Raw genomic sequence first — 22,861 nt, forward strand, 5'->3', positions numbered from 1 at the left:
ATGACGATTGGCCGCCGACAATGGATGCTCGCGGGTTTGGGTGTGGGTCTCGCCGCTGTTGCAGGTTTGCGCGTTGTGGTCGCGCGCGAGGAGCAAACGGGCGGTGCCTTCAGCACCTATGGTGTCGTGCCGGCGGGCGGTGAGATCGACCAAACGGCTACGCTTCAAAGTGCAGCGGACATGGCCGCACAGTCAGGCACGCCCCTTTTCCTTCCTGCCGGCATCTACTCCGTCGGCCGCATCGAGCTTAAGTCGGGCACTCAGGTCCACGGCGTGCCCGGACGCACGATTCTACGGTATCGCTCGGGCGGCGCGGTCCTAAGCATCAACCAAGCGGATGATGTCGGGCTGAAGGACCTTGTTCTCGATGGCGCCGATCAGCCGCTTGGCGAGGGTGGCGCGCTCCTCGTCGCTGTCGACGCGAAACATCTCAGCGTGGCGGATTGCCGCTTCCTTGGGAGCACCGGCGACGGCGTGGTGCTGCGCCGTGTCGCCGGCCGGATCTGCGAGTGCGAGATCGGCGGCAGCCGCAACGGCGGCATTTTCAGCGAGGACGCTGCCGGCCTGGAGATCACGGACAACCACGTTCGTGACTGCGGCAACAACGGCATACAGATTTGGCGGTCCAAGCCGGGCGAAGATGGCACGATCGTCACCGCCAACCGTATCGAACGCATCGGCGCCGAGAGCGGCGGCAGGGGCCAGAACGGCAATGGCGTGAACGTCTTTCGCGCCGGCTCGGTTCTCGTCAGCGCGAACCGCATCACCGATTGCGCGTTCACCGCCATTCGCGCCAATTCCAGCGCCAATTGTCAGATGATCGGCAATTCCTGTGCCCGGTTCGGCGAGGTCGCGCTTTATGCCGAGTTCACCTTCGAAGGCGTCATCATCGCCAACAACGTGGTTGACAAGGCGGCAATGGGAGTCTCGGTCACCAACTTCAAGCAGGGCGGCAGGCTCGCGGTGGTGCAGGGAAACCTCATCCGCAATCTCTTTCTGCGCAAGGACGTCGACTCACGCGGCGTTGGGATCGCGGTCGAAGCCGACAGCGTCGTCCGTAACAACGTCATCGAGGGCGCCCCTGCCTACGGCATTCGCATCGGTTGGGGCAGCTATCTCCGCGACGTGACCGTCACAGACAATCTAATCCGAAATGCTCACATCGGTATCGGCGTATCGGCGGATTCCACGACCGGCCCCACCCTGATCACGGACAACTTGATCACCGGGTCGAAAGAAGGGGCGATCCGCGCCATGAACGGCGCAACGCCCATCGGTCTCGACCTCGCTCGTGCAAACGCGGAGGCCTATCGCAACATCGCTGCATTTTCCAACGTTACCGGCTGAGCACGGCGCGGTTGCTGCGCTTTTGGACTGGCGCGCTCATTGCCGCTGATCGGTACTTTGCACCTGACGGAAGCATCAGGACGGATGCAGGGTTTCGGCAGCGGCCGCTATGAGTTTAGCGCTGGCGCGGATCTCTCCCACCTGAAGGCCTTTCCAGTTTCGGATCCTTCCGGAAAGCCGCTCGGCGAGAGGGGAAGACGCCGCGGGAATGATCGCGCCGATCAACGCGCAAAGGACATGCTCGGCGCCCCGCTTAGTACCGTCGTCGACCTTGAGGGCAAGGCCGAGACCAAGTTCCGGGAAGGCCGCGCAATGCACACCCTCCGCGCCACCCTTGACGAAGACGGGCGGACCGACGCCGCGTAAGATTATGGTATCGAGTCTCCCCGCACCGGCAACGAGCGCAGGCGCTTCATGGCAAGCGCGGCGAAGCCGTTCCGCCGCTACCTTGCGCTCTGTTGTGAACCCCTTCCCCGCTCCGAACCGTGCAAAGCCTTGCGCCAGCGCCCTGAGCGGGACCGCCCATGTCGGAATTGAACAGCCATCGACTCCCATCGGACTCTGCGCGAGCGCGACGCCGCAAATCTCTGAAATGACTCGTTCGATCATGATTTGAAGCGCATGCTCGGGCTGTTCATAGCCGCGAACCTCGAAACCGAGATGCACCGACGTCGCCAGAATCCCGGCGTGCTTTCCCGAACAGTTATTGTGGACTGGAAGCGGACTTGAGCCGCCACGGAATAGCTCCCGCGCGGCCTCTTCGCTGAGAGGCCAATGTGCGCCGCAGGCAAGCAGGCTCTCGTCGAGACCGGCCTTGGCGAGCAAGCTGCGCACGGCGGCCACATGAATAGCCTCTCCACTATGCGAGGCGCACGCCACCGCAAGTTCATCGTTGCCGAGACCGAACGCGTCTGCCGCGCCGCTCTCTACGAGCGGTAGAGCTTGCATGGCTTTGACCGCAGAACGCGGAAAGATCGGCGTCTCGACGTCTCCCATAGCGAGAAGCAACCGCCCGCTCGCATGAGTAACTGCGAACGCGCCGCGATGGCGGCTTTCGACGATGCCGCCCCTCGTAACCTCGACGAGGACGGGATTGTCGGATGCGCCTTCAGGCATGAATCCAATCCTGCGCCGGCACCGCTAACGTGCTTACCGGAATCAACTTTTCGCCGATGCCGATCACTCGGCCGTTGGGCTGCCGGCGCGATGCACCTGTCTGGGCACGGCGTGACTCGCAGGCGCAAACTCCATTGGCGCGCCCGTGGCATGCTTGGAGGTGCGGATCACGAGCGAGGTCTTGACGCTCGCGACGTTAGGCGCTGCCGTGAGGTCATGGATAATAAAGTCCTGAAACGCATTCAGGTCCGGCGCCACGCAGCGCAGAATGAAGTCGATCTCCCCCGACAGCATGTAGCAGTCCCGCGCGATTGCCCATTTGCGCGCGCGCTCCTCGAAGGCGATCAAGTCGGCCTCCGCCTGGCTGTGCAACCCCACCATGGCGAAAGCAGTCACCTCGAAGCCGAGCACCTTCTCGTCGAGGAGCGCCATGAAGCCTTTGATGATTCCCGCCTCCTCGAGAGCGCGGACGCGGCGGAGGCAGGGCGGGGCGGAGATGCCGACCCGGCGGGAGAGTTCTATATTGGTGAGGCGGCCGTCGGCCTGCAGCTCCCGCAGGATATGCCAGTCTGTCGTATCGAGGCGGGCCGAGCGCATAGGCATGCTCCTGGACGCAATTGAGACCCCGCGTTAGAAGCGGCGATCGCCTCATCCACGCGGCCATTCGCGTCACTTTAGTTCAACGGACGCAAGAATCGAAAAGAAAATGACCACGGTCCGTTCCAAAAGTTTTGACGACGCGCAATTTTCCGCAGAAAAGGGTGGCTGGCCCCACGCAAAGACTTTCGCAGACGAGACCTGGATTCTGACCGACGGGACGGCGGGGACGGAGGCGCAATGCATCGCGGTGGCCGAGGGGGTTGGGCTCCCCTACAGCGCGCGACGCGTGCACCCGCGCGGCGCCTTGCGGCTTCTCCCGGTGCGCCTTCAGCTTGCCGTGCCCCCTCATATCCGCCTTCGTTTCACGGACGCGAGCCAGCCGCTGACCCCGCCCTGGCCGCGCCTGATCCTCTCCAGCGGCCGGCGCGGCGTGCCCACCGCTCTTGCGGTGAAGCGCCTCTCCGGCGCGCTTGCCGTGCACATCCAGGATCCGAAAGTCCCGGCGCGTCTGTTCGACTTGGTCGCTGCCCCGCTCCATGACGATCTCAACGGGCCCAATGTCATCGCCACCATGGGCTCCGTGCACCGTGTCTCGCCACAGCGTGTTGCGGAAGAAGCCGCGCGCTTCGAACCAAGCTTCGCTATCCTGCCCCACCCCCGCATCGCCGTGCTGCTCGGCGGCACGAGCGGGGCTTTTACATTCGGCGCAAGCGAGGCGGAAGCGTTGGGCGCGACACTCGCGAGCCTCGTCAAGGAGACCGGAGGCAGCCTGCTTGTCACGCCCTCGCGGCGGACGGACAGGGACGAAATCGCGGCATTCTCTGAAGCGATACAAGGCGTGCCGCACTTCCTCTGGGACGGCGGCGGCGAGAACCCCTATCTCGCGATGCTCGGCAGCGCCGATGCGATCGTCGTGACGGAAGACTCCGTCAACATGGTCACGGAGGCCACAGGCACCGGCAAGCCGGTCTATGTGCTGTCCCTTCCCGGCAAATCGCGGCGGCTCGGGCGCTTCCACGCAGCGATGCGCGAACGCGGCGCCACCCGCTCGTTCGAGGGCAGAATCGAGACCTGGAGCTATCCCCCTATCAACGATACCGAACTGGTCGCTGGCGCCATCCGCCGCGCGCTGAAGCTTGAAACCACAACGTAAATCGCTCGCCGGCCGCGCCGGGTTGCGCTTCACGCCATGTATGCTTACCTCTTGCAGTCCTTCCGCATCTCCGAGGCAGGTTTCATGGCTTCCCGCCGCGCCAAGCTGATCATTATCGGGTCGGGCCCCGCAGGCTACACGGCCGCGATCTATGCCGCGCGCGCTATGCTGAAGCCGCTCCTGATTGGGGGCATCCAGCCCGGCGGCCAGATGACCATCACCACCGACGTCGAGAACTATCCGGGCTTCGCCGACGTGATCCAGGGCCCCTGGCTCATGGAGCAGATGCGCCGCCAGGCCGAGCATGTCGGCACCGAGATCATCGCCGACCATATCGAGCAGGTGGATCTGAAGCGCACCCCCTTCCTGCTTAGGGGCGACAGCGGCACCGACTACAGCGCGGACAGCGTCATCATCGCCACGGGCGCGCAGGCGCGCTGGCTGGGGCTGCCGTCGGAGAACCATTTCAAGGGCTTCGGCGTGTCGGCGTGCGCTACCTGCGACGGCTTTTTCTTCCGCGACAAGACCGTCGTGGTCATCGGCGGCGGCAATACGGCGGTCGAGGAGTCGCTCTATCTCGCCAATCTTGCGAGCCAAGTCATCCTCGTGCATCGCCGCGGCGTGCTCCGCGCCGAGAAGATCTTGCAGGAGCGGCTCTTCGCCAACACGAAGATCGACGTGATGTGGAACTACGAGCTCGACGAGGTGCTCGGCACACATGATCCCCACAACGTCACCGGCGTGAGACTGAAAAGCACGCTGACCGGCGAAATCGTTCCGATAGCCGCAGACGGCGTCTTTATCGCCATCGGCCACACGCCGCAGACGGATTTGTTCAAGGGGCAGCTCGACATGACGCCGTCCGGCTATATCGTCACCGCACCCGGCACGACCCAGACCAGCGTGCCCGGCGTCTATGCCGCCGGCGACGTCACCGACGAGATTTACCGCCAGGCCGTCACCGCCGCAGGCATGGGCTGCATGGCCGCGCTAGACATCGAGCGCCATCTCGCCGGTATCGATCTCGTGGCACACGCCGCCGAATAGCCTCGCGCGTCCCTCATTTCGACGCCATCACTTCGCCGCCGGCCAAGGCATGATCGGCACGGCGCTGATCGCATTCGCCGGCGGCCCATCGATGATCTTGGTGCTGATGGCGAGATAGACGAGCGTCCTCCGTTTCCGGTCGACGATGCTTTAGATGCCCGTTTTCTTGAAGAAGATGGAGGTCTTCTCGCTGAACGCGGCCTCCCGATCCGGCAGCGTCGCGATGTCGATCGTGATCGGCCCCATTTGCCGGCACGACACCGAGAAATTGGACGGGTCTTCGTTGAGCCCGAACGGCTGGCCCCAGCCGCCCTTCCTCGCCTGCGAGATGTAGCAGGTGACGCCCGCCACCTTGGGATCGTCGAATTGACTGATGCAGACCTTGTCGTTCGGCGACAGCAGATTGAATGTGGTCGAGAGGCAATCGAGATCGTCGGCGCGTACGGAAGCCGACGGCGCCAGGACGACCACCGCGCAGGATAGCAGCGCCGTCACGGCTGCCTTCCGCAGAACGGCAACGAGTTGAATCGCCGCATGCTTCGCTCCATCCATTTGGCCGGTGATCTCGTTCGACACCGCCTGCGTCTCACCTAGTCATCATCGGGTGTTTTGCAACTTCATGGGGACTGCGCCTGGCGTTCCTCGTCATTCCGGCGCAAGCCGGATCCAGAATGCTTCGCTCTACCCCGGCTTTCGCCGGGGTGACCCGCAAGGGGCGCAGCAGAAAATTTCCCGCCGGGCGGCGCCCGCAAGGCTCAAGGGGGATGGCGCGCCGAAAGACGCAAACCTTTGGTGTCCGCGATCCTTGAAAGGACCACGGCGGGCGCCTCGCGGCGCGCCATTCGCGCTCATGCAGCACAGGAAAGCGCAACACGAACGCATAGCGGCGATATTAGAGCCCATGTCGCGACGCCTTACCTCTGTTCCGCCTCTTGGCAGATTGACCTGGGTTTTCCATGACCAGGCAGCCGCGAGTTAGGACCCCTGAGGCTGGTCGCTGTTTACCCGCCGGCGGGTCGGGCCAGAACTTACCGACTGTATGTCCGCCGGCACACCTCAGGCGCCGCACCCCGTCCCGCTTCACGACGCCTCATGAAACGTCCCCTTAGAAGGACGAGGTGACGGGGAGTGTAACGGAGCTTCGGCGGGCGGGGATAGATTTAGGCGCGGCCCGAGGACCGCGCTCGCTTTTCTTGCGCGGAAGGCGCAGATAAAGTGACGCGTTACACCACCTAAAGAGCGACAGGAGCACGCCATGGCGAAGGGCCAGCAGAAGAGCAATCGAGAGAAGAAGAAGCCGAAACAGGACAAGAAGAAGATCGCCGCCGCAACACCGGCGACCTCAATCGGTCAGGGCGGCAAGCCGGCGCAAAGCGGTGGCGGCAAGAAGGGGCGTTAAGCTCTACCCCTCCATGCTACCCTCACCCAAACATCAATTTCGAATCAGGGGGTTACGCTATGAGGGTCTTGCGCCGCGCCATCTTCGCCGCTTTGGTCGGCGCCGTTCTCGCCGTCTCCATGTCCGTATCGTTCGCGTCGCCAGCCCACGCATCGGCAGCGCAGATCAACGCCGATGTGCGCGCAACGCTGAATAATTTCTATGCGAGCGTGCCGGGCTCGCGCGAGCTTGCGAGCCGCGCCGCCGGCGTTCTCGTCTTTCCCACCGTCATCAAGGCGGGAATCGGCTTCGGCGGCGAATATGGCGAAGGCGTCATGCTCTCGGGCGGCAGGACCGCAGGCTACTACAATCTCGTCTCCGCCTCGTTCGGCTTCCAGCTCGGCGCGCAGGCGCGTACCATCATAATCATGTTCATGACGCCGCGCGCGCTCGACGGCTTCCAGAACAAGGCAGGCTGGAAGGTTGGCGTCGACGGCTCGGTCGCGCTCATCACGGTCGGCGCCGGCGGCGCCATCGACACCAACTCCATCACGAGCCCGGTGATTGGCTTCGTGCTCGATCCAAAGGGCCTGATGTATAATCTGACCTTGGAAGGGTCCAAGATCAGCGCATCAATCCTTGAGATCTCCCTCTCCCCGCTGGGGTGAGTGAAGCTGGCCCAATCTCGTCCCCCGGCGAAAGCCGGGGTCCAGGCCCTCACGTTTCCTCTGGATTCCGTCTTGCGCCGGAAAGACGCCTAGGATGACCCCCTCACCCGCCACGCTAAAAGCGTGTCGACCTCTCCCCGCTGGGGAGAGGAGAAAAACGCCCCGGGACATTAACCCCGGTCGCAAAGGCCGCGCCCGGCCCTGCCTGACGGCGATTGCCCATTCCGAAGCGGACAGGTTAGAACTGCGTGGGCCGACCGACCGGCCAGGAACAGGGATGCCGGTTCGGCGCTGCTCAAGCCCGGGCGCTCCTAGCGAAAGGCTTCGATGGTGCAAATGGGTTTGGGCAGGATCGCGCTGTGCGCCGCAGCGCTCGGGATCATGGCGGGCGCGGCCGAGGCCGCCCCATGCGGCAAGACCGCAGCAGGCTTCGAGAACTGGAAGCGGGCCTTCGCGCAGGAAGCGCAGGCGCAAGGCATCGGCCAGCGCGGCATCTCCGCGCTCCAGGCCACGAGCTATTCCGTCGGCACCATCCGCGCCGACCGCGGCCAGCACAGCTTCAAACTCAGCCTCGATCAGTTCATGGCGAAGCGAGGCGGGCCGGCGATCGCGTCCAAGGGCAAGCGCATGAAGTCAGCGAATGCCGCGCTGTTCAACGCGATCGAGCGGAAATACGGCGTGCCGGCCGGGCCGCTGGTCGCGATCTGGGGCATGGAGACCGGCTTCGGCTCCTTCATGGGCAACCAGCCCACCATCTCCGCGACCGCAACGCTCGCTTACGACTGCCGCCGCCCGGAATATTTCACCGACCAGCTGATGGCCGCGCTGCAGCTCGCCGATCGCGGCGTGCTGACGCCACAGACCCGCGGCGCGATGCATGGCGAAGTGGGCATGACGCAATTCCTGCCGAAATCGATCCTGCTCTACGGCGTGGACGGAAACGGCGACGGCGTCGTGAACCTGAACACCAAAGCCGACGCGCTCGCCTCCACCGCGAATTTCCTCAAAGGGCATGGCTGGACCGCGGGCGCGGGCTATCAGCCGGGGCAGCCCAACTTCGCCGCCATCCAGGGCTGGAACGCCGCCGGCGTCTACCAGCAGGCGATCGCGCTCATCGCGCGGCAGATCGACGGCGGGTAACAAGCGACATGCCCAGCGTCGCCCCGATCCGTCGTTCGCAGAATCGTGAGGCCCATCATGGGGAAATTGACGGCTGGTCTCTTTCTGCTTGCAGTACTGGGGTGCGGGATCGCGGGCGCGCATGCCGAAACCGGCGATGTCCCCGGCAGCAAGGACTATCCCGGCATCGGCCGCTTCGGCGGCAGTGTGATAACGGGCTATGAGGCTAAGGACTTCGACGCGGCGCGCCTCCGCCTTTCAAGGATGGCACGCCGACGCGCGAGATGACGCCCGAGGGCCGCATCACGCGCATCGCCTACAAGACCGGTCACGGCCCTTCGATATTGGAAGTGGCGCGCAATTTCGAGACGCAGCTCTCGAAGGCGGGGTTCGACACGTTGCTCTCCTGCACCACCGATCAATGCGGCGGCATCCCCTTTACCGAGGCTCTCGACACGCTGCCGATCCCGCAAATGTGGGTGGACGGTTTCGATTATCGCTATTTCTCCAGCCGCAAAGCCACCGAGGCGGGCGAAACATTCGCCACCGTGCTAGTGAGCAAAAACAACGATGAGATTTACGCGCAACTCGTGGTCACCGTGGTCGGCGCCATCGAGAACAAGATGATCGACGCCGCCGCCATGGCCAAAGAGCTCGGCGAGACAGGCCACATCGCCCTTTACGGGATTTATTTCGATACCGACAAAGCGGCGATCAAGCCGGAGAGCGCGCCCACCCTCGCCGAGATCGCAAAGCTCCTCGGCGCGCAACCAGCGCTCAATGTGTTCATCGTCGGCCACACCGACAATCAGGGCACGCATGAGTACAATTTGGACCTGTCGCAGCGCCGCGCCAAGGCGGTCGCCGCGGCGCTCGCCTCCGCTTACAAGATCCCGCCGAAGCGCATGCGCACGGCGGGCGTCGGGTTCCTCGCCCCCGTTGCCGCGAATAGTTCCGACGAGGGCCGCGCCCTCAACCGGCGCGTGGAACTTGTCGCGCCGTAAGCGGCAAGCTCCGGCATAGGAAGGCCCGGGACGATATCCCACGCCTTCCAACACATCAGTGATCGAGAAACAGCGAGCGGGCCCTAAGCGGCCTTCTTGGCGTAATAGGAGTTGAGGCCGGCCATCACCTTGGCCTTGTCGAACTCGGCGCCCATGCCGAGCATGGCGTCGGCGAAGCGGCTCGTGATCTCGGTGATCTGCTCGGGCGAGAGCTGGTTCAGAATCCCGATGCGAATCTGCACCGGCTCCGACAGCGTCGGCCAGATGCCGAAGCCTTGCGCGCGCGCGCCGGCGACGAGATCCTTCTCCTTGCCGGCGAGCTTGCCCGGCAGGTTGAGCACGACGAGGCTGGTCATGTTCGACGTAACCTCGCAGCCCATCGCCTCCACGGCCTGGCGCAGCGCCTTCTCGTGATAGGCGTAAGAGGATGCCTTCGCGGCCCTGCCGAAATTCAGAATGATGCGCAGCGCCTCGTGGAACGCGGCCACCGCATAGCAGGAATGCGTCTGGTGATAGGTTCCGGCCGGCACGTCCTTGCCATCGACGATGCCCCAATGCCGCGCGTCGAGGATGGGGTGATGCACATAGGTGCGGCAGCCGCGCTTCCGCACCATCTCGATCGCCTTGTCGGTGAAGCTGACCGGCGCGTAGGTAAGCGGCAGCGAGAGCACGCCCTTCTGCGGACACGACGCCCAGGCGACGATGCCGGGATAGTCGTCGATGTCGAAATCGGCGACGCCGAGGCTCGACACCGCATCGCAGATGCCCATCACGCCATGCTTGAGGCAGGCATCGCTGAAGCCCTTCACGTCGTTGATACGCCCAGAGCCGGTCTCCCAATGCGCCATGAAGGCCCATATCGGCTTGTGCTCGGCGAGCGCCTTGTCGACGGTCTCGCCCGTCACCGACTGGCCGTGCGGCGTGTCGACGGTCGTGACGCTTTTCGGCTTCGGGTTGAGGCTGTCGGTTGCAAGCTCCTCCGCAGTGGCCGCCTTCATGCGGATGGTGAGGCTGTCGATGCCGGAAAAGGTGCCGTTCGGAAACACCACAACCTTGTCGCCCGGCAGGATCAGCGAGAGCACGCAATCAAGGCCGGAAAAGCCTGTGCCGGCGACGCCGTAGGTATAGACGTTCTTGGTGCCCCACAGCTCGCGCAGCATCTCCTTGGCCTCGATCATGCCGCGCAGGACGTCCTTCTGCATGTGGTCGGCGACGCCGGTCTTGGCGAAGCGCTCCAGCACGCGCGGGTCGGTGTTCCCGGGTCCGGGGCCGGCGGCAAGGGTCTCGGGGATTTCAAGAGGCGAATATACGGTCATGGAAACACCTCAGCTAACGGTCATGGATCAAGGAAAAGGCGGCACAACCGTCTAGCGGGCCGCGCCGGTTGGGGCAAGCTTTACAAGCAGATGCGGGCACGGAACGTCCCTTCAAATACGCTCAAGCGGCCTTTTGCGAGCGGCTGGCGAGCACCTGATCGGCTGCCTTGCCCACGAGCTCCGCGAGATGGTCGAAACTTGCGCTGAAGGTGCCGACGCCGGCCGTCGCCGAGCGTAGCTCCACGATCAGGTTCTGGATCTCGGCCTCCGGCAGATGCGCCTCGACGAGATCCCAGCCCGGCCAGCCAGGGCGCGCGTCGAAGCCGAGAATATGGCCCCGATGCGAGGACACGATGGAGTTGATGCGCGCGGTCGCCTCGTTGGGCACCGCGATCTCCACCGCCATGATGGGCTCCAGCAGGACGGGCTGGCATTGCGGCATGCCCTCGCTCATGGCGATGCGTCCGGCCTGGCGGAACGCCATGTCGGACGAGTCGACCGAATGATACGAGCCGTCGATCAGGCAGACCGCGACGTCCACGACATGGAAACCGAGCGGGCCGTGACCGAGATAATCGCGCACGCCAATCTCGACGGAGGGAATGTAGTTCTTCGGCACGACGCCGCCGGTGATCTTGTCGGAGAAGGCGAAGCCCTGCCCGCGAGCCTGCGGCGCAATCGTGACGACGACATCGCCGAACTGGCCGTGGCCACCTGACTGCTTCTTGTGGCGGCCCCGCACCTCCACCGTTTTGCGGATGGTTTCCTTGTAGGGAATCTGACGCTGCCGCGTCGCGGCGTCGACGCCGTATTTGCGCACGAGCCGCTCGAGCGCGACGCGCAGATGCATCTCCCCCTGCCCCCACAGCACCATCTCCCCCATGTCCTGGCTGTGGGTAAGCGAGATGGACGGATCCTCCTCGACGATCTTGGCGATCGCCGCGGTGAGCTTCACCTCGTCCTTCTTCTCCTTGGCGGCGATCGCGAGGCCGAACACCGGCCGGGCAATCTCGGGCGTCCCGACTCCGGGACTTTTGCCCTTCTCGGTCGAGAGCGTGTTGCCGGTGGTAACGCTGTCCAGACGGCCGAAGGCCACCGTATCGCCGGGTTTGGCCTCTCCACGCTTTAGGGGCTCCTGCCCCATGAGACTGAAAATGCCGGAGATGCGTTCCTCGTCGGCGCCGCCATAGACCGACGCGCCGTCGGCGAAGCTCCCTTTGAGCACGCGCGCAAGGGTGAGCTTGCCGCCATGAGCGGTGTGGAATGTCTTGAGGACCGCGGCGCAGGATGCGGCACTCTCGACCCCGAGCCGTTCCGCCGCGTTCTGCACGAACGGGGCTTCGTGACGCAGCGCCTTGAAGAGACGCAAGATGCCGTTGCCGTTCTCCGCCGAGCCGAGCAGCACCGGGCAGATCAGCCCGTCCCGCAGCTCCTTGGATAGGTCGTCGAAGATGCGGTCGCGCGGCGGCGGCACGTCTTCCAGCAATTGCTCCATCAACTCGTCATCGTAGTCAGCGAGTTTCTCCAGCATGGAGAACCGCGCCTCCTTCTCGCGGTCCGCCAGGGTCGCAGGCATCTCGATGACTTCGCTCGGCTCATGCTCGCGATAGACGTGGGCACGCTCCAGCGCGAGGTCGATAAAACCCGTGGCGATATCGTTCTCCCAGATCGGGACCTGCCGCAGCACCAGCGGCTTCGTGCTCGCCGGCTGCAGCATGGGCACGATGTCGCGCACGCGCGATTCCGCCTTGTCGATCTTGTTGAGAAAGAGGAAGTGGGGAATGCCCCGATCCTCAAGCTGCTTGAGGATTAGTTGCAACGCCGGCAACTTCTTCTCGTCGGGCTCGCAGACGACAACCGCAGCATCGCACGCGGTGAGCGCATAACAGGCGTCGGCCTGGAACTCGATCGAGCCGGGGCAATCGAGAAAGGTAAAGGAGTCGCCGAGAAAATCCACGGTCGCCGCGTTGAGCTCGACGCTCATGCCGTGGTGACGGGCCTCGTCGGAGGCATCGCCGACGGTGTTTTTGGCGGCCATGGCGCCCTGGCGGGTAATGGCTCCCGTCCGCGCGAGAATGGCTTCGAGCAGTGTTGTCTTACCGCTGAGATAGGGGCCAACCAGTGCGATGCAGCGGGCGCTGCGGGCTGGCTGGCCCTGCGCTTGGCCCATACTCTCCTCCCTTGACGGCGTTCTCCGCGGGAAGGACTTACGCGCTTCCCGCGCCTGCCTTTATGGACGCTATCGTGTCAAGAGCCGGGCGCGCTGGCAAGCCCCCCGATCAGCTCTCGGCACGGCGGTCGGCCACGCGCTTGGACGTGGGCCTATGACGCCTTTGGCGGCTTCACGGCAATGATCATCCGCGACGGCGCGATCACGTGCCGGGGCCGAGCGGCTGGCCGTAGGAGAATTCGATGATGTGGCCCGTGGGGTCCTTGACCCCGCAGAGATAGCCCGTCGGCGGTGCGTAATCGCGCGGCTCCCAATGCAGGCAGCCGTCACGCTTCGCCCGCTCCGCGATCCGGTCCACATCCAAGCGAGACGGAACGCTAAAGCCGTAATGTGTCATGTCGTCGTTATCTTGAACATGCTCCTGTCCGCCGCCGAGAAGGACGAGGACGAAGCTCTTTTCAGATCCCGGACTGGCCAACCACACGACGCGCCCCGCCCCTTCGCCGTGCTCCTTCACGATCGTGAGACCGCAGTAGCTCTCATAGAACGCGACCGACTCGGCAAGATCGCGCACATGCAGCGCGCAATGGGTGAAGGTCTCCGTCATTCGGCCTCCCGGCGCGCTAGGCGTGCAATGCGGCAGCGGCCGCGTCGAGCACCATGTTGAACCGGCCGAAAATCCAATAATGGCCGGCCTCCTCGATCACCTCCAGCCTGCAATGCGGGAGGCTCCGGGCGAGAAGATAAGCCGCTTCGGGCGGAACGATGGTGTCGTCGCTGCCCTGCCACAGCACGGCCGGCACGGCGAGCTCGGCCAGCGCCATGTCCCACGACCGCGTGAACAGCCTGAGGTCCTGAACCGCACCGTCCACGCCTCGGCGCAAGCCCTCCCGCACCGCGTCCTGAAGATTGGCAAGAACCTCCGGCCTGGCGAACATTGCTCGATCCGACGGCGGCACGCGACGCTTCAGGAGGCCGCGCGCGAAATTCGGTATGAACCGCAATACCGCGCGAAGGCCGTAAAAGAATCCCCGGCATAATGGCGGTGAGCGGCCCATGCGAAGGAAAATAAGTTTGTGCATGAACGACAAGCTGATCGTGTCGGCTCCGTCGGCGACGGGTCCGACAGGGCTGATCAAGGCGAGCAGAGCGACGCGCCCTTGCAGCGCCGCAGCGGTCGCGACAGCGTGCGGCCCCCCGCCGGACACCCCGATGATGGCGCATCTGCCGATGCCCAACGCGTCCGCGAGCGCGACGACGTCCGCGGCAATGTCGCCTAGGGAATCCGCGTGGCGAAATTCCGAAAGCCCGTAGCCGGGCCGCTCAGGCGCAATGAGCCTCAAGCCCCGCTCCTGCGCAGCCTCGTTCGTGAGCGCAAACATGAAGCGCGAGCCGGGCGTGCCGTGGAGCGCGAACACCGGCAAGCCATCGGGGTCGCCATATTCGGCGTACCCGACCCGCCGGCCATCTGGAAGCCGCAGGACATTCGTGTCGGCCAAGATGCCTTCAGGTCGTGCGTCCATCCACCTGCGCCCTTTAACGGCGAGCGGCTAGTCGCAGCCGATGATAATATCGCCGGGGTTGATCATCAGGTTCACAACCTTGCCCTCATAGAGGCCGAGGCTTTCCAGCGCCGCGATGGTGACGCTGGCCTCTAGTGTGGCGTCGCCCGCGATGGTCACGTAGACGATCGCCGTCACCGCGCCTTTGCGGATCTCCATTATCTTGCCGGTGATCACATTGCCGGTGCTGAGCTTCATCTGTGCCCTCGAACTCGACGCTGTCGCCTCAGCTTAGATTGCCGCAAAAGTGCTGGATGCGGCGACAGGCCTCTTCCAATGCGTCGCTGCCGGTCGCGTAGGAGATGCGGAAGAAGGGCGACAGGCCGAAAGCCGCGCCGTGCACGACCGCGACCCCCTCCTCCTGGAGCAGCGTCGTCGCGAATTTCTCATCGCTGTCGATCTTGACGCCTTCGCGGGTCGTCTTTCCGATGCAGCCGGCGCAGGACGGATAGACGTAAAACGCGCCTTCCGGCGTCGGGCATTCGATGCCGGTCGCCTGGTTGAGCATGGACACGACAAGGTCACGCCGTTCCTGAAACGACTTGACCCAGTCCTTCAGGAACGCTTGCGGTCCCTTCAGCGCTTCGAGAGCCGCCCATTGGCTGATCGAGCACGGGTTCGAGGTCGACTGCGATTGCAGGGTCGCGATGGCCTTGATCAGCGGCGCGGGGCCGCCGGCATAGCCAATGCGCCAGCCTGTCATCGAATACGCTTTCGAGACGCCGTTCAAAGTCAAGGTGCGTTCCTTGAGCTTGGGCTCGACCGAGGCCGGCGTCGTGAACGCGAAGCCGTCATAGACGAGATGCTCGTAGATATCGTCGGAGAGCACCCAGACATGCTCATGCTTAAGGAGAACATCGGTGAGCGCCTTGATCTCCTCGCGAGTGTAGGCCGCGCCGGTCGGGTTCGAGGGCGAGTTGAAGATGAACCATTTCGCCCGCGCCGTTATCGCGGCGTCTAGCACCTCCGGCTTGAGCTTGAAACCGTCCTCGAGCTTGGCCTCGACGATGATGGGCTCAGCGCCTGCGAGCAGCACGATGTCGGGATAGCTCACCCAATAGGGCGACGGGATGATCACCTCGTCGCCGGGATCCAGCGTCGCGAGCAGTGCGTTGTAAAGCACCTGCTTGCCTCCGCTGCCGACGGTGATCTCGGTCGGCTTGTAGGCAAGCCCGTTCTCGCGCTGGAACTTTTCGGCAATGGCGAGCTTGAGTTCGGGAATGCCGTCGACGGCCGTGTATTTCGTCTCGCCGCGCTTGATCGCTTCGACCGCCGCTTGCTTGATATTGTCCGGTGTATCGAAGTCGGGCTCGCCCGCGCCGAGGCCGATGACATCGAAGCCCGCCGCCTTCATCTCGCGCGCTTTGTTCGTGATGGCCATGGTCGGCGAAGGCTTGACCCGTGCAAGGGTGCGAGCGACCAGTCCCATCTCGTTCTCCTGCAAATGCCATGCGGTGGAAACGGCCGCACCCTAAGCGGGTGCGTGACTGACCGCAAGGTCGGCCGCGCGGAAATCGGGCCGGACGACTCTATGTCGCAAATGCAAACAGCGCGGCCAGAGGTTCGGCCGCGCTGTTCGATAGTCGCAATTCACAGGGGATGGACTATGCCGCCTCTTTGTTGAGTTGGCCTTCAGCAAGCTTGCTCAGCAGCTGGTCGGCTTTGTACTCCTGATCGAGCGTCTGCTGCAGCAGGCTCGCGGCTTCCTTCTTGCCGAGCTGCTTGGCCCAGGCGATCAGCGTGCCGTAGCGGGAAATCTCATAGTGCTCCACGGCTTGCGCATCGGCAATCATGCCGGCGTCGCGAACATCGGGATCCTTGGCGTCTTTGATGCCTTCCTCGCCTTCCTTGATGATGCCTTCGATGGCGGGACAGGTCTCGCCTGCGGCCTTGACACCGAACAGCTCGAAAACCTGCTCGAGCCTCTTAACCTGGCCCTCGGTCTCCTTGAGGTGATCCTCGAACGCCTTGCGCAGCTTGTCGGAGTCGGCCTTCTTGGCCATTTTCGGCAAGGCCTTCACGATCTGCTTCTCGGCGTAATAGATATCCTTCAAATGGTGGACGAAGAGGTCCTCCAGAGATTTCACTGTGGACATGGCTGCTAGCCTCCTTGGGATTGGTTTGCCGAATGGCCGAGGCCTTGTCCTCAGCCGTAAACCGTTCGTGATGAGGTCACGTAACTATCAGACGCGATGGAGGTTCCGCGCGTTGACCACTCATTTCAGCCACACTTGTCCCAATACTGAAGTGAACCGGGTGTGCCAATACTGAAGTGAACCGGGCGACGGCACCGGCTCTGCCTGCATAAAGCCGGTTCTCATGCTAGACTGGCGGCTCAGGGGTCGCGGCAGTCCGAACGTCCAACCACCCTCGACGAGAGGCAGATCGATGATCCTGTTGCTGCTCGCTCTTATCGTCTCGGCCACGCTTATCGTCAGGCATCGCCGGCAAAAACGCGCCGCATCGCGGCGCATCGGGAGGAGGATCTAATGCGGCAACGGGGGTATTTTCAGCATCGCTTTTTGTCCCGCGACGGCGCAAAGCGGGTCCTAAAGCGCGCGGTGCCGCTGGTCGTTCTAGGCCTTATCGGTGCGGTGCAGGCCGGCGACGGAATCGAACCGAAACATGACCTAGGACAGGCGTTGCAACAACGCGTTTGGAAACAGGCCCTTGCAGACGCTCCGATACAGACGCCGTGGCCTTGGGAAAATGTCTCCGCGAGCGCCAAGCCGGAAGTGCGCCGCCTCGGGCTGAGCGCCACCCTGCTCTCCCAGGACAACGTCGCGCAGCACAAGGCGGCCGCATTGGACGAGCCGGGAGACACGCGGGCACAAGCTGCCGGCCATGACCTTCAGCTCGGCGATGTGGCAATCGGTGACCGCGTCACCGTGACCACGTCCAAGGGACTGTCTCAGGTCTACACGGTGACCGGCCGCGCATTGGCCCCGAGCGACGAGCCGCAGCCCGACGCATGCCTCCCCTTCGAATCTGTGGTCGAGGGTTCGCTTCGCCTCATCATCGAAGCCATCCATGCGGGCCCGAAAACGCCAGCGCCGAGCGCCGAACAACGGCTTTAGGAATTACTTTTCGCGCTGAGGCTATCGGCGGCGTTGCGTCTTCTTGGGCTGGGCTTGAGCCGGTTGCTCCGCTGCCGGCGGAGTCTGAGCCGCCGGTGGCGCGGCGGGGGCAGCTTGTTGCTCTGCCCGCGCGGGCGCGTCGCTTCCGGCAGGCAGATCGGCCCCCGGGGCGGTCGGGCGCCGTTCCGACTCGATCTGTTCTTTCAAATTGACAAGCCCAATCTGGTACTCCGAGCCAACGAAGCCGTCGAGCATCAATCCCCGCCACCTTTTAATGGGGCTCGTACCCGTGTCGTGGCCAAAGCCCCACGTGACCTTGCTGCCCGAGCCGGCCGGAACGACGGTGTAGTAAGCCGTGCCTTTCAAGCCGTTATAGTCGATAGCGAGATCGATACGGCGGTTGGGATCGGCCTCGGTGATCTGCATGCTGCCGCGACCGACCGAACGCTCCTCGCTGGCCCAACTCATGCTGGCGCCCTTCCCCATCTCGGGGCCGGAATAGCTCACGCGCAGATTCGGATCGCGCTCCGCCCAAGGGGCCCACGCTTTGAAATTATGCAGATTGCTCAGATAGGGAAACACCGCCCCTTCTGGCGCATTGATCACCACCGCGCGCGCCACGGTGATGTGATTCGGGAGCGCAAACGCAATGCCGGCAAAAACCAGCAAAAGAACAACCAGCCCCAAGACCAGCCGCAGCACGGGACCCATCGTCTTTTCCTCCTCCTCGCCGAGCTTGGAGGGCCTCCAATTCCGAGGTTTGGTCCCGCGCTCGCAACCGCAATCCGCTCGCATTTCGAGAGAAAACGATTAAAGTCCGCTCGTCAACAATAAGGGAGGGCTGGAGATGAATCTCTCACCACCGACAACAGTGGTGTTTGTGATTACGGTAATCTTGTGGGTGCTCGCCATTATCGGCCACCTTGTCCCCACGATCCCATTCGTGAGCGAGCATGCATTCTGGGTCGCAGCGGTCGCCTATTTCATCCTCGCGCTCGCCAACGTCTTTAGAGGCATGTAGGTCTCTACTTGCCTCCGGAAGGCTGCGCGCCGTCCGGAGGCAGGCTTCCGCTCCCCTACCATCGAAGAGTAATGCGATGCGCCGGACACACGGCTGGCCGCGAAAGACAAACCCCGCGCCGAGCGCGATGAGGCCAAACCCCGCGCCTTGGGTGAGGGTGAGCGGCTCCTTGAAATAGATCGCCGTAAATCCCGCGAATACGATGAGCGTGATCACCTCCTGCATCGTTTTGAGTTCGGCCGGAGAATAGACTGCGCTGCCGATGCGGTTGGCCGGCACGGCAAAGCAATATTCCACGAACGCGCTACCCCAGCTGATCAGCACCACCGTGACGATCGGCACCGATTTGTATTTGAGGTGCCCGTACCAGGCCAACGTCATAAGATGTTCGAGCAGACGAGGAGCAGGATGGGCGTGAGGTAAGGCCAGAAGGTGGGCGGGATCAGTCCGGGAGTCATCATGTGCGCCTCGGCAGGAAATTGGACCTCGAACGGATAGACACTGCGCCACGGAGGCCAGAGGACCGAACGCCCGGCCAACGTGCCGACCTCGTCGCCCTGATGGGTTGAAGGCGGGGCGGCTCCGAGCCGGAAGGATGCAACGATCTCGTCACCCAGGCGGGCGAGCGCCGCGAGGCGCCTGAGACCTATCCTTGGACGATCTCCGCATTGCCGAGCACGAGCTCCGCGGGCATGGAACGGCTTAGCCGCGGCGCTCTGGTCGACGGCGGCGAAGCTTATCGTCGCCAGACATTAGGAGAGCGGTGAGCCGGCGCGCGAAACGCCGGCTCCCCCGCCTAGAAATCGTCTTCGTCTCGCGCCCAGGACGGCCGGTAAGGCTGTGAACTCGGGGCGCTCGGGTTCGGACTCGTGCCGGGCATTCCGCTTGGCGACGCTGGCCGTGGGTTGCCGAACGAATCCGACGACCCGCCAAGGCCGCCGCCGGGGGAGCTCGCAGGAGTCGCGGGGCGTGGAGCCATGCCGTCACCCACACCGCCCATGACCGGCGTTGCCGGTCGAGACGGTTGCGGCATCGACGGCGCAGCCGACTTTGCGGACTGCATGGCCGGTTTCGGAGCGGCGGAAATTGCCGGCTTCGGTGTCGGGGTCGCGCGTTTGGCGGCAGGCTTGCGCGCGGTAGTCGTGCGGGCCGTCGCTCCGCGTGCCGCCGTTTTGCGGGCCGAAATCTTGCGGGCCGAAGTCTTGCGAGCCGAAGTCTTGCGAGCCGAAGTCTTGCGAGCCGAAGTCTTGCGAGCCGTCGATCCACGCACCGCCGTTGACCGCCCGCTCGATTTCCGAGCCGTGCTCTTGCGCGCCGTGGATGCGCGCGCGGTGGTCTTGCGCGCCGGACTCTTGCGCGCAGTGGTCTTCTTCGTGGAGGTCTTGCGCGCCGCGCTGGTGCGGCTGGCGCTCTTGCGCGCCGGCGCCTTGCTCGTGGTCCGCTTCGCGGCCGTCTTCTTCGCGCCTGTCTTCCGCGCGGGAGATCGCGTGGCGCTCTTGCGCACCGTTGTCTTCGTCGTTGTGCGCTTCTTCCCAGTCGTTTTCGTGGCCATGGTTGTGCTCCGATCTTGCTCTGTTGCAGCACGCGGCCGCTGAGGCGGACGGGTACATGCACGAATCACGCTTCACCGGTCCAAGCTTGACGTCCCACCAAACGAGTCAATTGTTTTTTTGTAACTATACGCCGATGACGGAAGAAAGTGGCATTTTCGCGGGCGTATCTTTTGTGTCGTCGGCATGAAATGGCGGACACGCGCCAAACTGGGGCCCTTCCCCCAGCCGTGTCCAGCGGCCATATTCCGTTGATGCCCCTTCGCGTTCCGAAAACCTTCGGCTCCCGCGCCGAGCCCCGCGCCGTCACCGGCGAGGCAAGCGGAATGCCGCTCTCCGGCGACCGCCGCGAGCCGGGATTCGGGGAGGCGTCGCAGCCGCTGATCCAGAATCATCCCCTGGTTTCCGGGGTCGGTGCACCTCCCTTCGTGCCGCACCGACCGCCGCGGCCGGAAAAATCCGAGGGCGGGGTCCCGCTCCGCATCGAATCCGATCTCGAGCCCAAGGGTGACCAGCCCCATGCCATCGCCGAACTGGTGGCGCAAGTGCATGCGAATGAGGGCAACCAGGTCCTGCTCGGAGTCACCGGTTCCGGCAAGACCTTCACCATGGCGAAAGTGATCGAGGCGACCCAGCGGCCGGCGCTGGTGCTGGCGCCCAACAAGACGCTCGCCGCGCAACTTTATGGCGAGTTCAAGAGTTTCTTCCCGGATAACGCGGTCGAGTATTTCGTCTCCTATTACGACTACTACCAGCCGGAAGCCTACATCCCACGCACCGACACCTATATCGAGAAGGACAGCTCGGTAAACGAGCAGATCGATCGCATGCGCCACGCGGCGACGCGATCCCTGATCGAGCGCTCCGACGTTATCATCGTGGCGAGTGTCTCCTGCATCTACGGTATCGGTTCGGTCGAGACCTATACGGCAATGACCTTCAGCCTGAAGCGCGGCGACAAGATCGAGCAGCGCCAGTTGATCGCCGATCTGGTGGCCCTCCAATACCGCCGCAACGACATCAATTTCGCCCGCGGCAGCTTTCGCGTGCGCGGCGACACCATCGAGCTTTGGCCTGCGCATTTGGACGACCGTGCCTGGCGCATCTCGCTCTTCGGCGACGAGATCGAAAGTCTGGTGGAGTTCGATCCCCTCACCGGAGCCAAGACCGATGAGTTCAGCCTGGTGAAGGTCTACGCCAACTCCCACTATGTCACGCCGAAGCCGACGCTGAAGCAGGCCGTGCGCGGCATCAAGGAGGAGTTGAAGCTGCGGCTGAACGAACTCCACAGCGCCGGACGCCTCTTGGAAGCGCAGCGCCTGGAGCAACGCACGCTGTTCGACCTGGAGATGATGGAGGCGACCGGGTCGTGCGCCGGCATCGAGAATTATTCGCGCTACCTCACCGGGCGCAAACCCGGCGAGCCGCCGCCGACACTGTTCGAGTATCTGCCCGACGACGCGCTTGTCTTCGTGGATGAAAGCCACGTCACCATTCCGCAGATCGGCGGCATGTTCCGCGGCGACTATAAGCGCAAATCGACCCTCGCCGAATACGGTTTCCGGCTGCCGTCCTGCATGGACAATCGCCCGCTCCGCTTCGAGGAGTGGGATGCCATGCGACCGCAGACCGTGTATGTCTCCGCGACACCCGGCAGTTGGGAGATGGAACAGACCGGCGGGGTTTTCACCGAGCAGGTCATCCGCCCGACGGGCCTTATCGATCCCCCGGTGACCGTGCGTCCGGCCACGAACCAAGTCGACGACCTTATCGACGAGACGCGCAACGTGATCGCGCAAGGGTACCGCACGCTTGTGACGACCCTCACCAAGCGCATGGCGGAGGATCTCACCGAGTATATGCACGAGCAGGGTATCCGCGTGCGCTACATGCATTCCGACGTGGAGACGCTGGAGCGCATCGAAATTATCCGAGACCTGCGTCTTGGCGCCTTTGACGTGCTCATCGGCATCAATCTCCTGCGCGAAGGCCTCGATATTCCCGAATGCGGGCTGGTCGCGATTCTCGACGCCGACAAGGAAGGCTTTCTGCGCTCGGAAACGTCTCTCATTCAGACCATCGGCCGCGCGGCGCGCAACCTCGACGGCCGCGTCATTCTCTATGCGGATCACATCACCGGCTCCATGGAACGCGCCATGGCGGAGACCAATCGCCGGCGCGAGAAGCAGACCGCGTGGAACGAAGCCAACGGCATCACGCCGGAAAGCGTGAAAAAGAACATCGGCGACGTTATGGCGAGCGTTTACGAGCGCGACCATGTGCTGGTGGATGCTGGCGTGGGCTTCGGCGAAAGCGATCAGGCGATGATCGGCCACAATCTCGAGTCGGTTATCGCCGACATGGAGAAGCGCATGCGTGCGTCCGCGGCCGACCTCGAATTCGAGGAGGCAGCGCGGCTGAGGGACGAGGTGAAGCGCTTGCGCCAGATGGAACTTGCCATCGCGAACGATCCTTTGGCGCGCCAGAGCGAGCTTGAACGGGACGCAAGGCGCCAGACCGCGGCACCAAATTTGGCGCGTCCCCACAAGCCGACCCTCGACGAGATGGGCCCGCATAATCGCGAGATACCCCTCGCCAATAAGTCTCGCCCCCGCTCCAAGGCCGGCAAGCCCGGCACCCACGCGTTCAAGGGCAAGAGCCGCTAGCCAAGTCACTGCCGGGCTCAACCCTCCGCGTTGTGTTGGCCGCCGTCCCGTGCTTTCTTCTGCCAAC

20 protein-coding genes and 2 pseudogenes are annotated in these 22,861 nt (G+C 63.8%); 9 read left to right on the forward strand and 13 right to left on the reverse strand.

All coding sequences use genetic code 11. The annotated features are described in order from the left end of the window. Nucleotides 1-1,347, forward strand: a complete 1,347-nt coding sequence (locus tag ACR2J1_RS09465) for a TIGR03808 family TAT-translocated repetitive protein (RefSeq protein WP_434019077.1) — start codon at nucleotides 1-3, stop codon at nucleotides 1,345-1,347. Between the two features lie 75 nt (nucleotides 1,348-1,422). Here the strand turns inward: ACR2J1_RS09465 and ACR2J1_RS09470 are convergent, their stop codons facing one another. Next, entirely contained in the window at nucleotides 1,423-2,463 is a 1,041-nt protein-coding gene (locus ACR2J1_RS09470) for an asparaginase (RefSeq protein WP_434019078.1), read from the reverse strand. Between the two features lie 63 nt (nucleotides 2,464-2,526). After that, entirely contained in the window at nucleotides 2,527-3,060 is a 534-nt protein-coding gene (locus ACR2J1_RS09475) for an Lrp/AsnC family transcriptional regulator (protein ID WP_434019079.1), read from the reverse strand. 109 nt (nucleotides 3,061-3,169) lie between these two features. Here ACR2J1_RS09475 and ACR2J1_RS09480 point away from each other — a divergent pair, with 109 nt between their 5' ends. Both ACR2J1_RS09480 and trxB read left to right on the forward strand, forming a co-directional pair. Beyond that, complete coding sequence (locus ACR2J1_RS09480) at nucleotides 3,170-4,216, forward strand: mitochondrial fission ELM1 family protein (protein ID WP_434019080.1); 1,047 nt, start codon at nucleotides 3,170-3,172, stop codon at nucleotides 4,214-4,216. Between the two features lie 84 nt (nucleotides 4,217-4,300). Then, on the forward strand, nucleotides 4,301-5,263 hold the full coding sequence (trxB, locus tag ACR2J1_RS09485; protein ID WP_434019106.1) for a thioredoxin-disulfide reductase: 963 nt from the start codon (nucleotides 4,301-4,303) through the stop codon (nucleotides 5,261-5,263). Nucleotides 5,264-5,290: 27 nt separating this feature from the next. On the opposite strand, the pseudogene ACR2J1_RS09490 reads toward trxB, so the two are convergent. Further along, nucleotides 5,291-5,815, reverse strand: a pseudogene (locus tag ACR2J1_RS09490) (CreA family protein). 703 nt (nucleotides 5,816-6,518) lie between these two features. On the opposite strand from ACR2J1_RS09490, the gene ACR2J1_RS09495 reads away from it, so the two are divergent. The 4 genes from ACR2J1_RS09495 to ACR2J1_RS09510 all read left to right on the forward strand — a co-directional run bounded on the left by ACR2J1_RS09495 (nucleotide 6,519) and on the right by ACR2J1_RS09510 (nucleotide 9,432). Further along, nucleotides 6,519-6,662, forward strand: a complete 144-nt coding sequence (locus tag ACR2J1_RS09495; protein WP_434019081.1) for a hypothetical protein — start codon at nucleotides 6,519-6,521, stop codon at nucleotides 6,660-6,662. Between the two features lie 59 nt (nucleotides 6,663-6,721). Further along, nucleotides 6,722-7,309 carry a BPSL1445 family SYLF domain-containing lipoprotein gene (locus ACR2J1_RS09500; protein ID WP_434019082.1) on the forward strand — a complete coding sequence of 196 codons (588 nt, stop codon included), beginning with the start codon at nucleotides 6,722-6,724 and terminating at the stop codon, nucleotides 7,307-7,309. Nucleotides 7,310-7,636: 327 nt separating this feature from the next. Further along, nucleotides 7,637-8,449 (forward strand): lytic murein transglycosylase, encoded by an 813-nt coding sequence (locus ACR2J1_RS09505; RefSeq protein ID WP_434019083.1) that lies wholly within the window; start codon nucleotides 7,637-7,639, stop codon nucleotides 8,447-8,449. 263 nt (nucleotides 8,450-8,712) lie between these two features. Then, nucleotides 8,713-9,432 carry an OmpA family protein gene (locus ACR2J1_RS09510; protein WP_434019084.1) on the forward strand — a complete coding sequence of 240 codons (720 nt, stop codon included), beginning with the start codon at nucleotides 8,713-8,715 and terminating at the stop codon, nucleotides 9,430-9,432. A gap of 83 nt (nucleotides 9,433-9,515) precedes the next feature. Here the strand turns inward: ACR2J1_RS09510 and ACR2J1_RS09515 are convergent, their stop codons facing one another. From ACR2J1_RS09515 to ACR2J1_RS09545, 7 genes are all read right to left on the reverse strand, one after another. Further along, nucleotides 9,516-10,748 carry an aminotransferase gene (locus ACR2J1_RS09515; RefSeq protein ID WP_434019085.1) on the reverse strand — a complete coding sequence of 411 codons (1,233 nt, stop codon included), beginning with the start codon at nucleotides 10,746-10,748 and terminating at the stop codon, nucleotides 9,516-9,518. Between the two features lie 121 nt (nucleotides 10,749-10,869). Further along, nucleotides 10,870-12,918, reverse strand: a complete 2,049-nt coding sequence (locus ACR2J1_RS09520; protein WP_434019086.1) for an elongation factor G — start codon at nucleotides 12,916-12,918, stop codon at nucleotides 10,870-10,872. Nucleotides 12,919-13,120: 202 nt separating this feature from the next. Continuing rightward, on the reverse strand, nucleotides 13,121-13,525 hold the full coding sequence (locus ACR2J1_RS09525; RefSeq protein ID WP_434019087.1) for a VOC family protein: 405 nt from the start codon (nucleotides 13,523-13,525) through the stop codon (nucleotides 13,121-13,123). A gap of 16 nt (nucleotides 13,526-13,541) precedes the next feature. Beyond that, nucleotides 13,542-14,441, reverse strand: a complete 900-nt coding sequence (locus ACR2J1_RS09530) for an alpha/beta fold hydrolase (protein ID WP_434019088.1) — start codon at nucleotides 14,439-14,441, stop codon at nucleotides 13,542-13,544. A 27-nt stretch (nucleotides 14,442-14,468) separates the two neighbouring features. Beyond that, the gene (locus ACR2J1_RS09535) at nucleotides 14,469-14,678 is read right to left on the reverse strand and encodes a TOBE domain-containing protein (RefSeq protein ID WP_434019089.1); all 210 of its coding nucleotides are present in this window, start codon (nucleotides 14,676-14,678) and stop codon (nucleotides 14,469-14,471) included. A 28-nt stretch (nucleotides 14,679-14,706) separates the two neighbouring features. Next, on the reverse strand, nucleotides 14,707-15,909 hold the full coding sequence (locus ACR2J1_RS09540) for a pyridoxal phosphate-dependent aminotransferase (protein WP_434019090.1): 1,203 nt from the start codon (nucleotides 15,907-15,909) through the stop codon (nucleotides 14,707-14,709). 175 nt (nucleotides 15,910-16,084) lie between these two features. After that, the gene (locus ACR2J1_RS09545; protein WP_434019091.1) at nucleotides 16,085-16,576 is read right to left on the reverse strand and encodes a ferritin-like domain-containing protein; all 492 of its coding nucleotides are present in this window, start codon (nucleotides 16,574-16,576) and stop codon (nucleotides 16,085-16,087) included. Between the two features lie 393 nt (nucleotides 16,577-16,969). On the opposite strand from ACR2J1_RS09545, the gene ACR2J1_RS09550 reads away from it, so the two are divergent. Further along, nucleotides 16,970-17,557: a hypothetical protein gene (locus tag ACR2J1_RS09550; RefSeq protein ID WP_434019092.1), complete on the forward strand. Its 588-nt coding sequence runs from the start codon at nucleotides 16,970-16,972 to the stop codon at nucleotides 17,555-17,557. Nucleotides 17,558-17,578: 21 nt separating this feature from the next. On the opposite strand, the gene ACR2J1_RS09555 is transcribed toward ACR2J1_RS09550, so the two are convergent. From ACR2J1_RS09555 to ACR2J1_RS09565, 3 genes and pseudogenes are all read right to left on the reverse strand, one after another. Beyond that, the gene (locus ACR2J1_RS09555; RefSeq protein WP_434019093.1) at nucleotides 17,579-18,268 is read right to left on the reverse strand and encodes an SRPBCC family protein; all 690 of its coding nucleotides are present in this window, start codon (nucleotides 18,266-18,268) and stop codon (nucleotides 17,579-17,581) included. Between the two features lie 409 nt (nucleotides 18,269-18,677). Next, a pseudogene (locus ACR2J1_RS09560) lies at nucleotides 18,678-19,036 on the reverse strand (DMT family protein); the annotation flags it as partial. 338 nt (nucleotides 19,037-19,374) lie between these two features. Further along, nucleotides 19,375-20,130, reverse strand: a complete 756-nt coding sequence (locus ACR2J1_RS09565; protein WP_434019094.1) for a histone H1-like repetitive region-containing protein — start codon at nucleotides 20,128-20,130, stop codon at nucleotides 19,375-19,377. 324 nt (nucleotides 20,131-20,454) lie between these two features. Between ACR2J1_RS09565 and uvrB the strand changes: the two genes are divergently transcribed. After that, nucleotides 20,455-22,794, forward strand: a complete 2,340-nt coding sequence (gene uvrB / locus ACR2J1_RS09570; protein WP_434019107.1) for an excinuclease ABC subunit UvrB — start codon at nucleotides 20,455-20,457, stop codon at nucleotides 22,792-22,794. Nucleotides 22,795-22,861: the final 67 nt, after the last annotated feature.

Origin of the sequence: Methyloceanibacter sp., from assembly GCF_050999895.1 — a bacterium.
In the GTDB taxonomy this organism is placed as follows: Bacteria; Pseudomonadota; Alphaproteobacteria; order Rhizobiales; family Methyloligellaceae; genus Methyloceanibacter.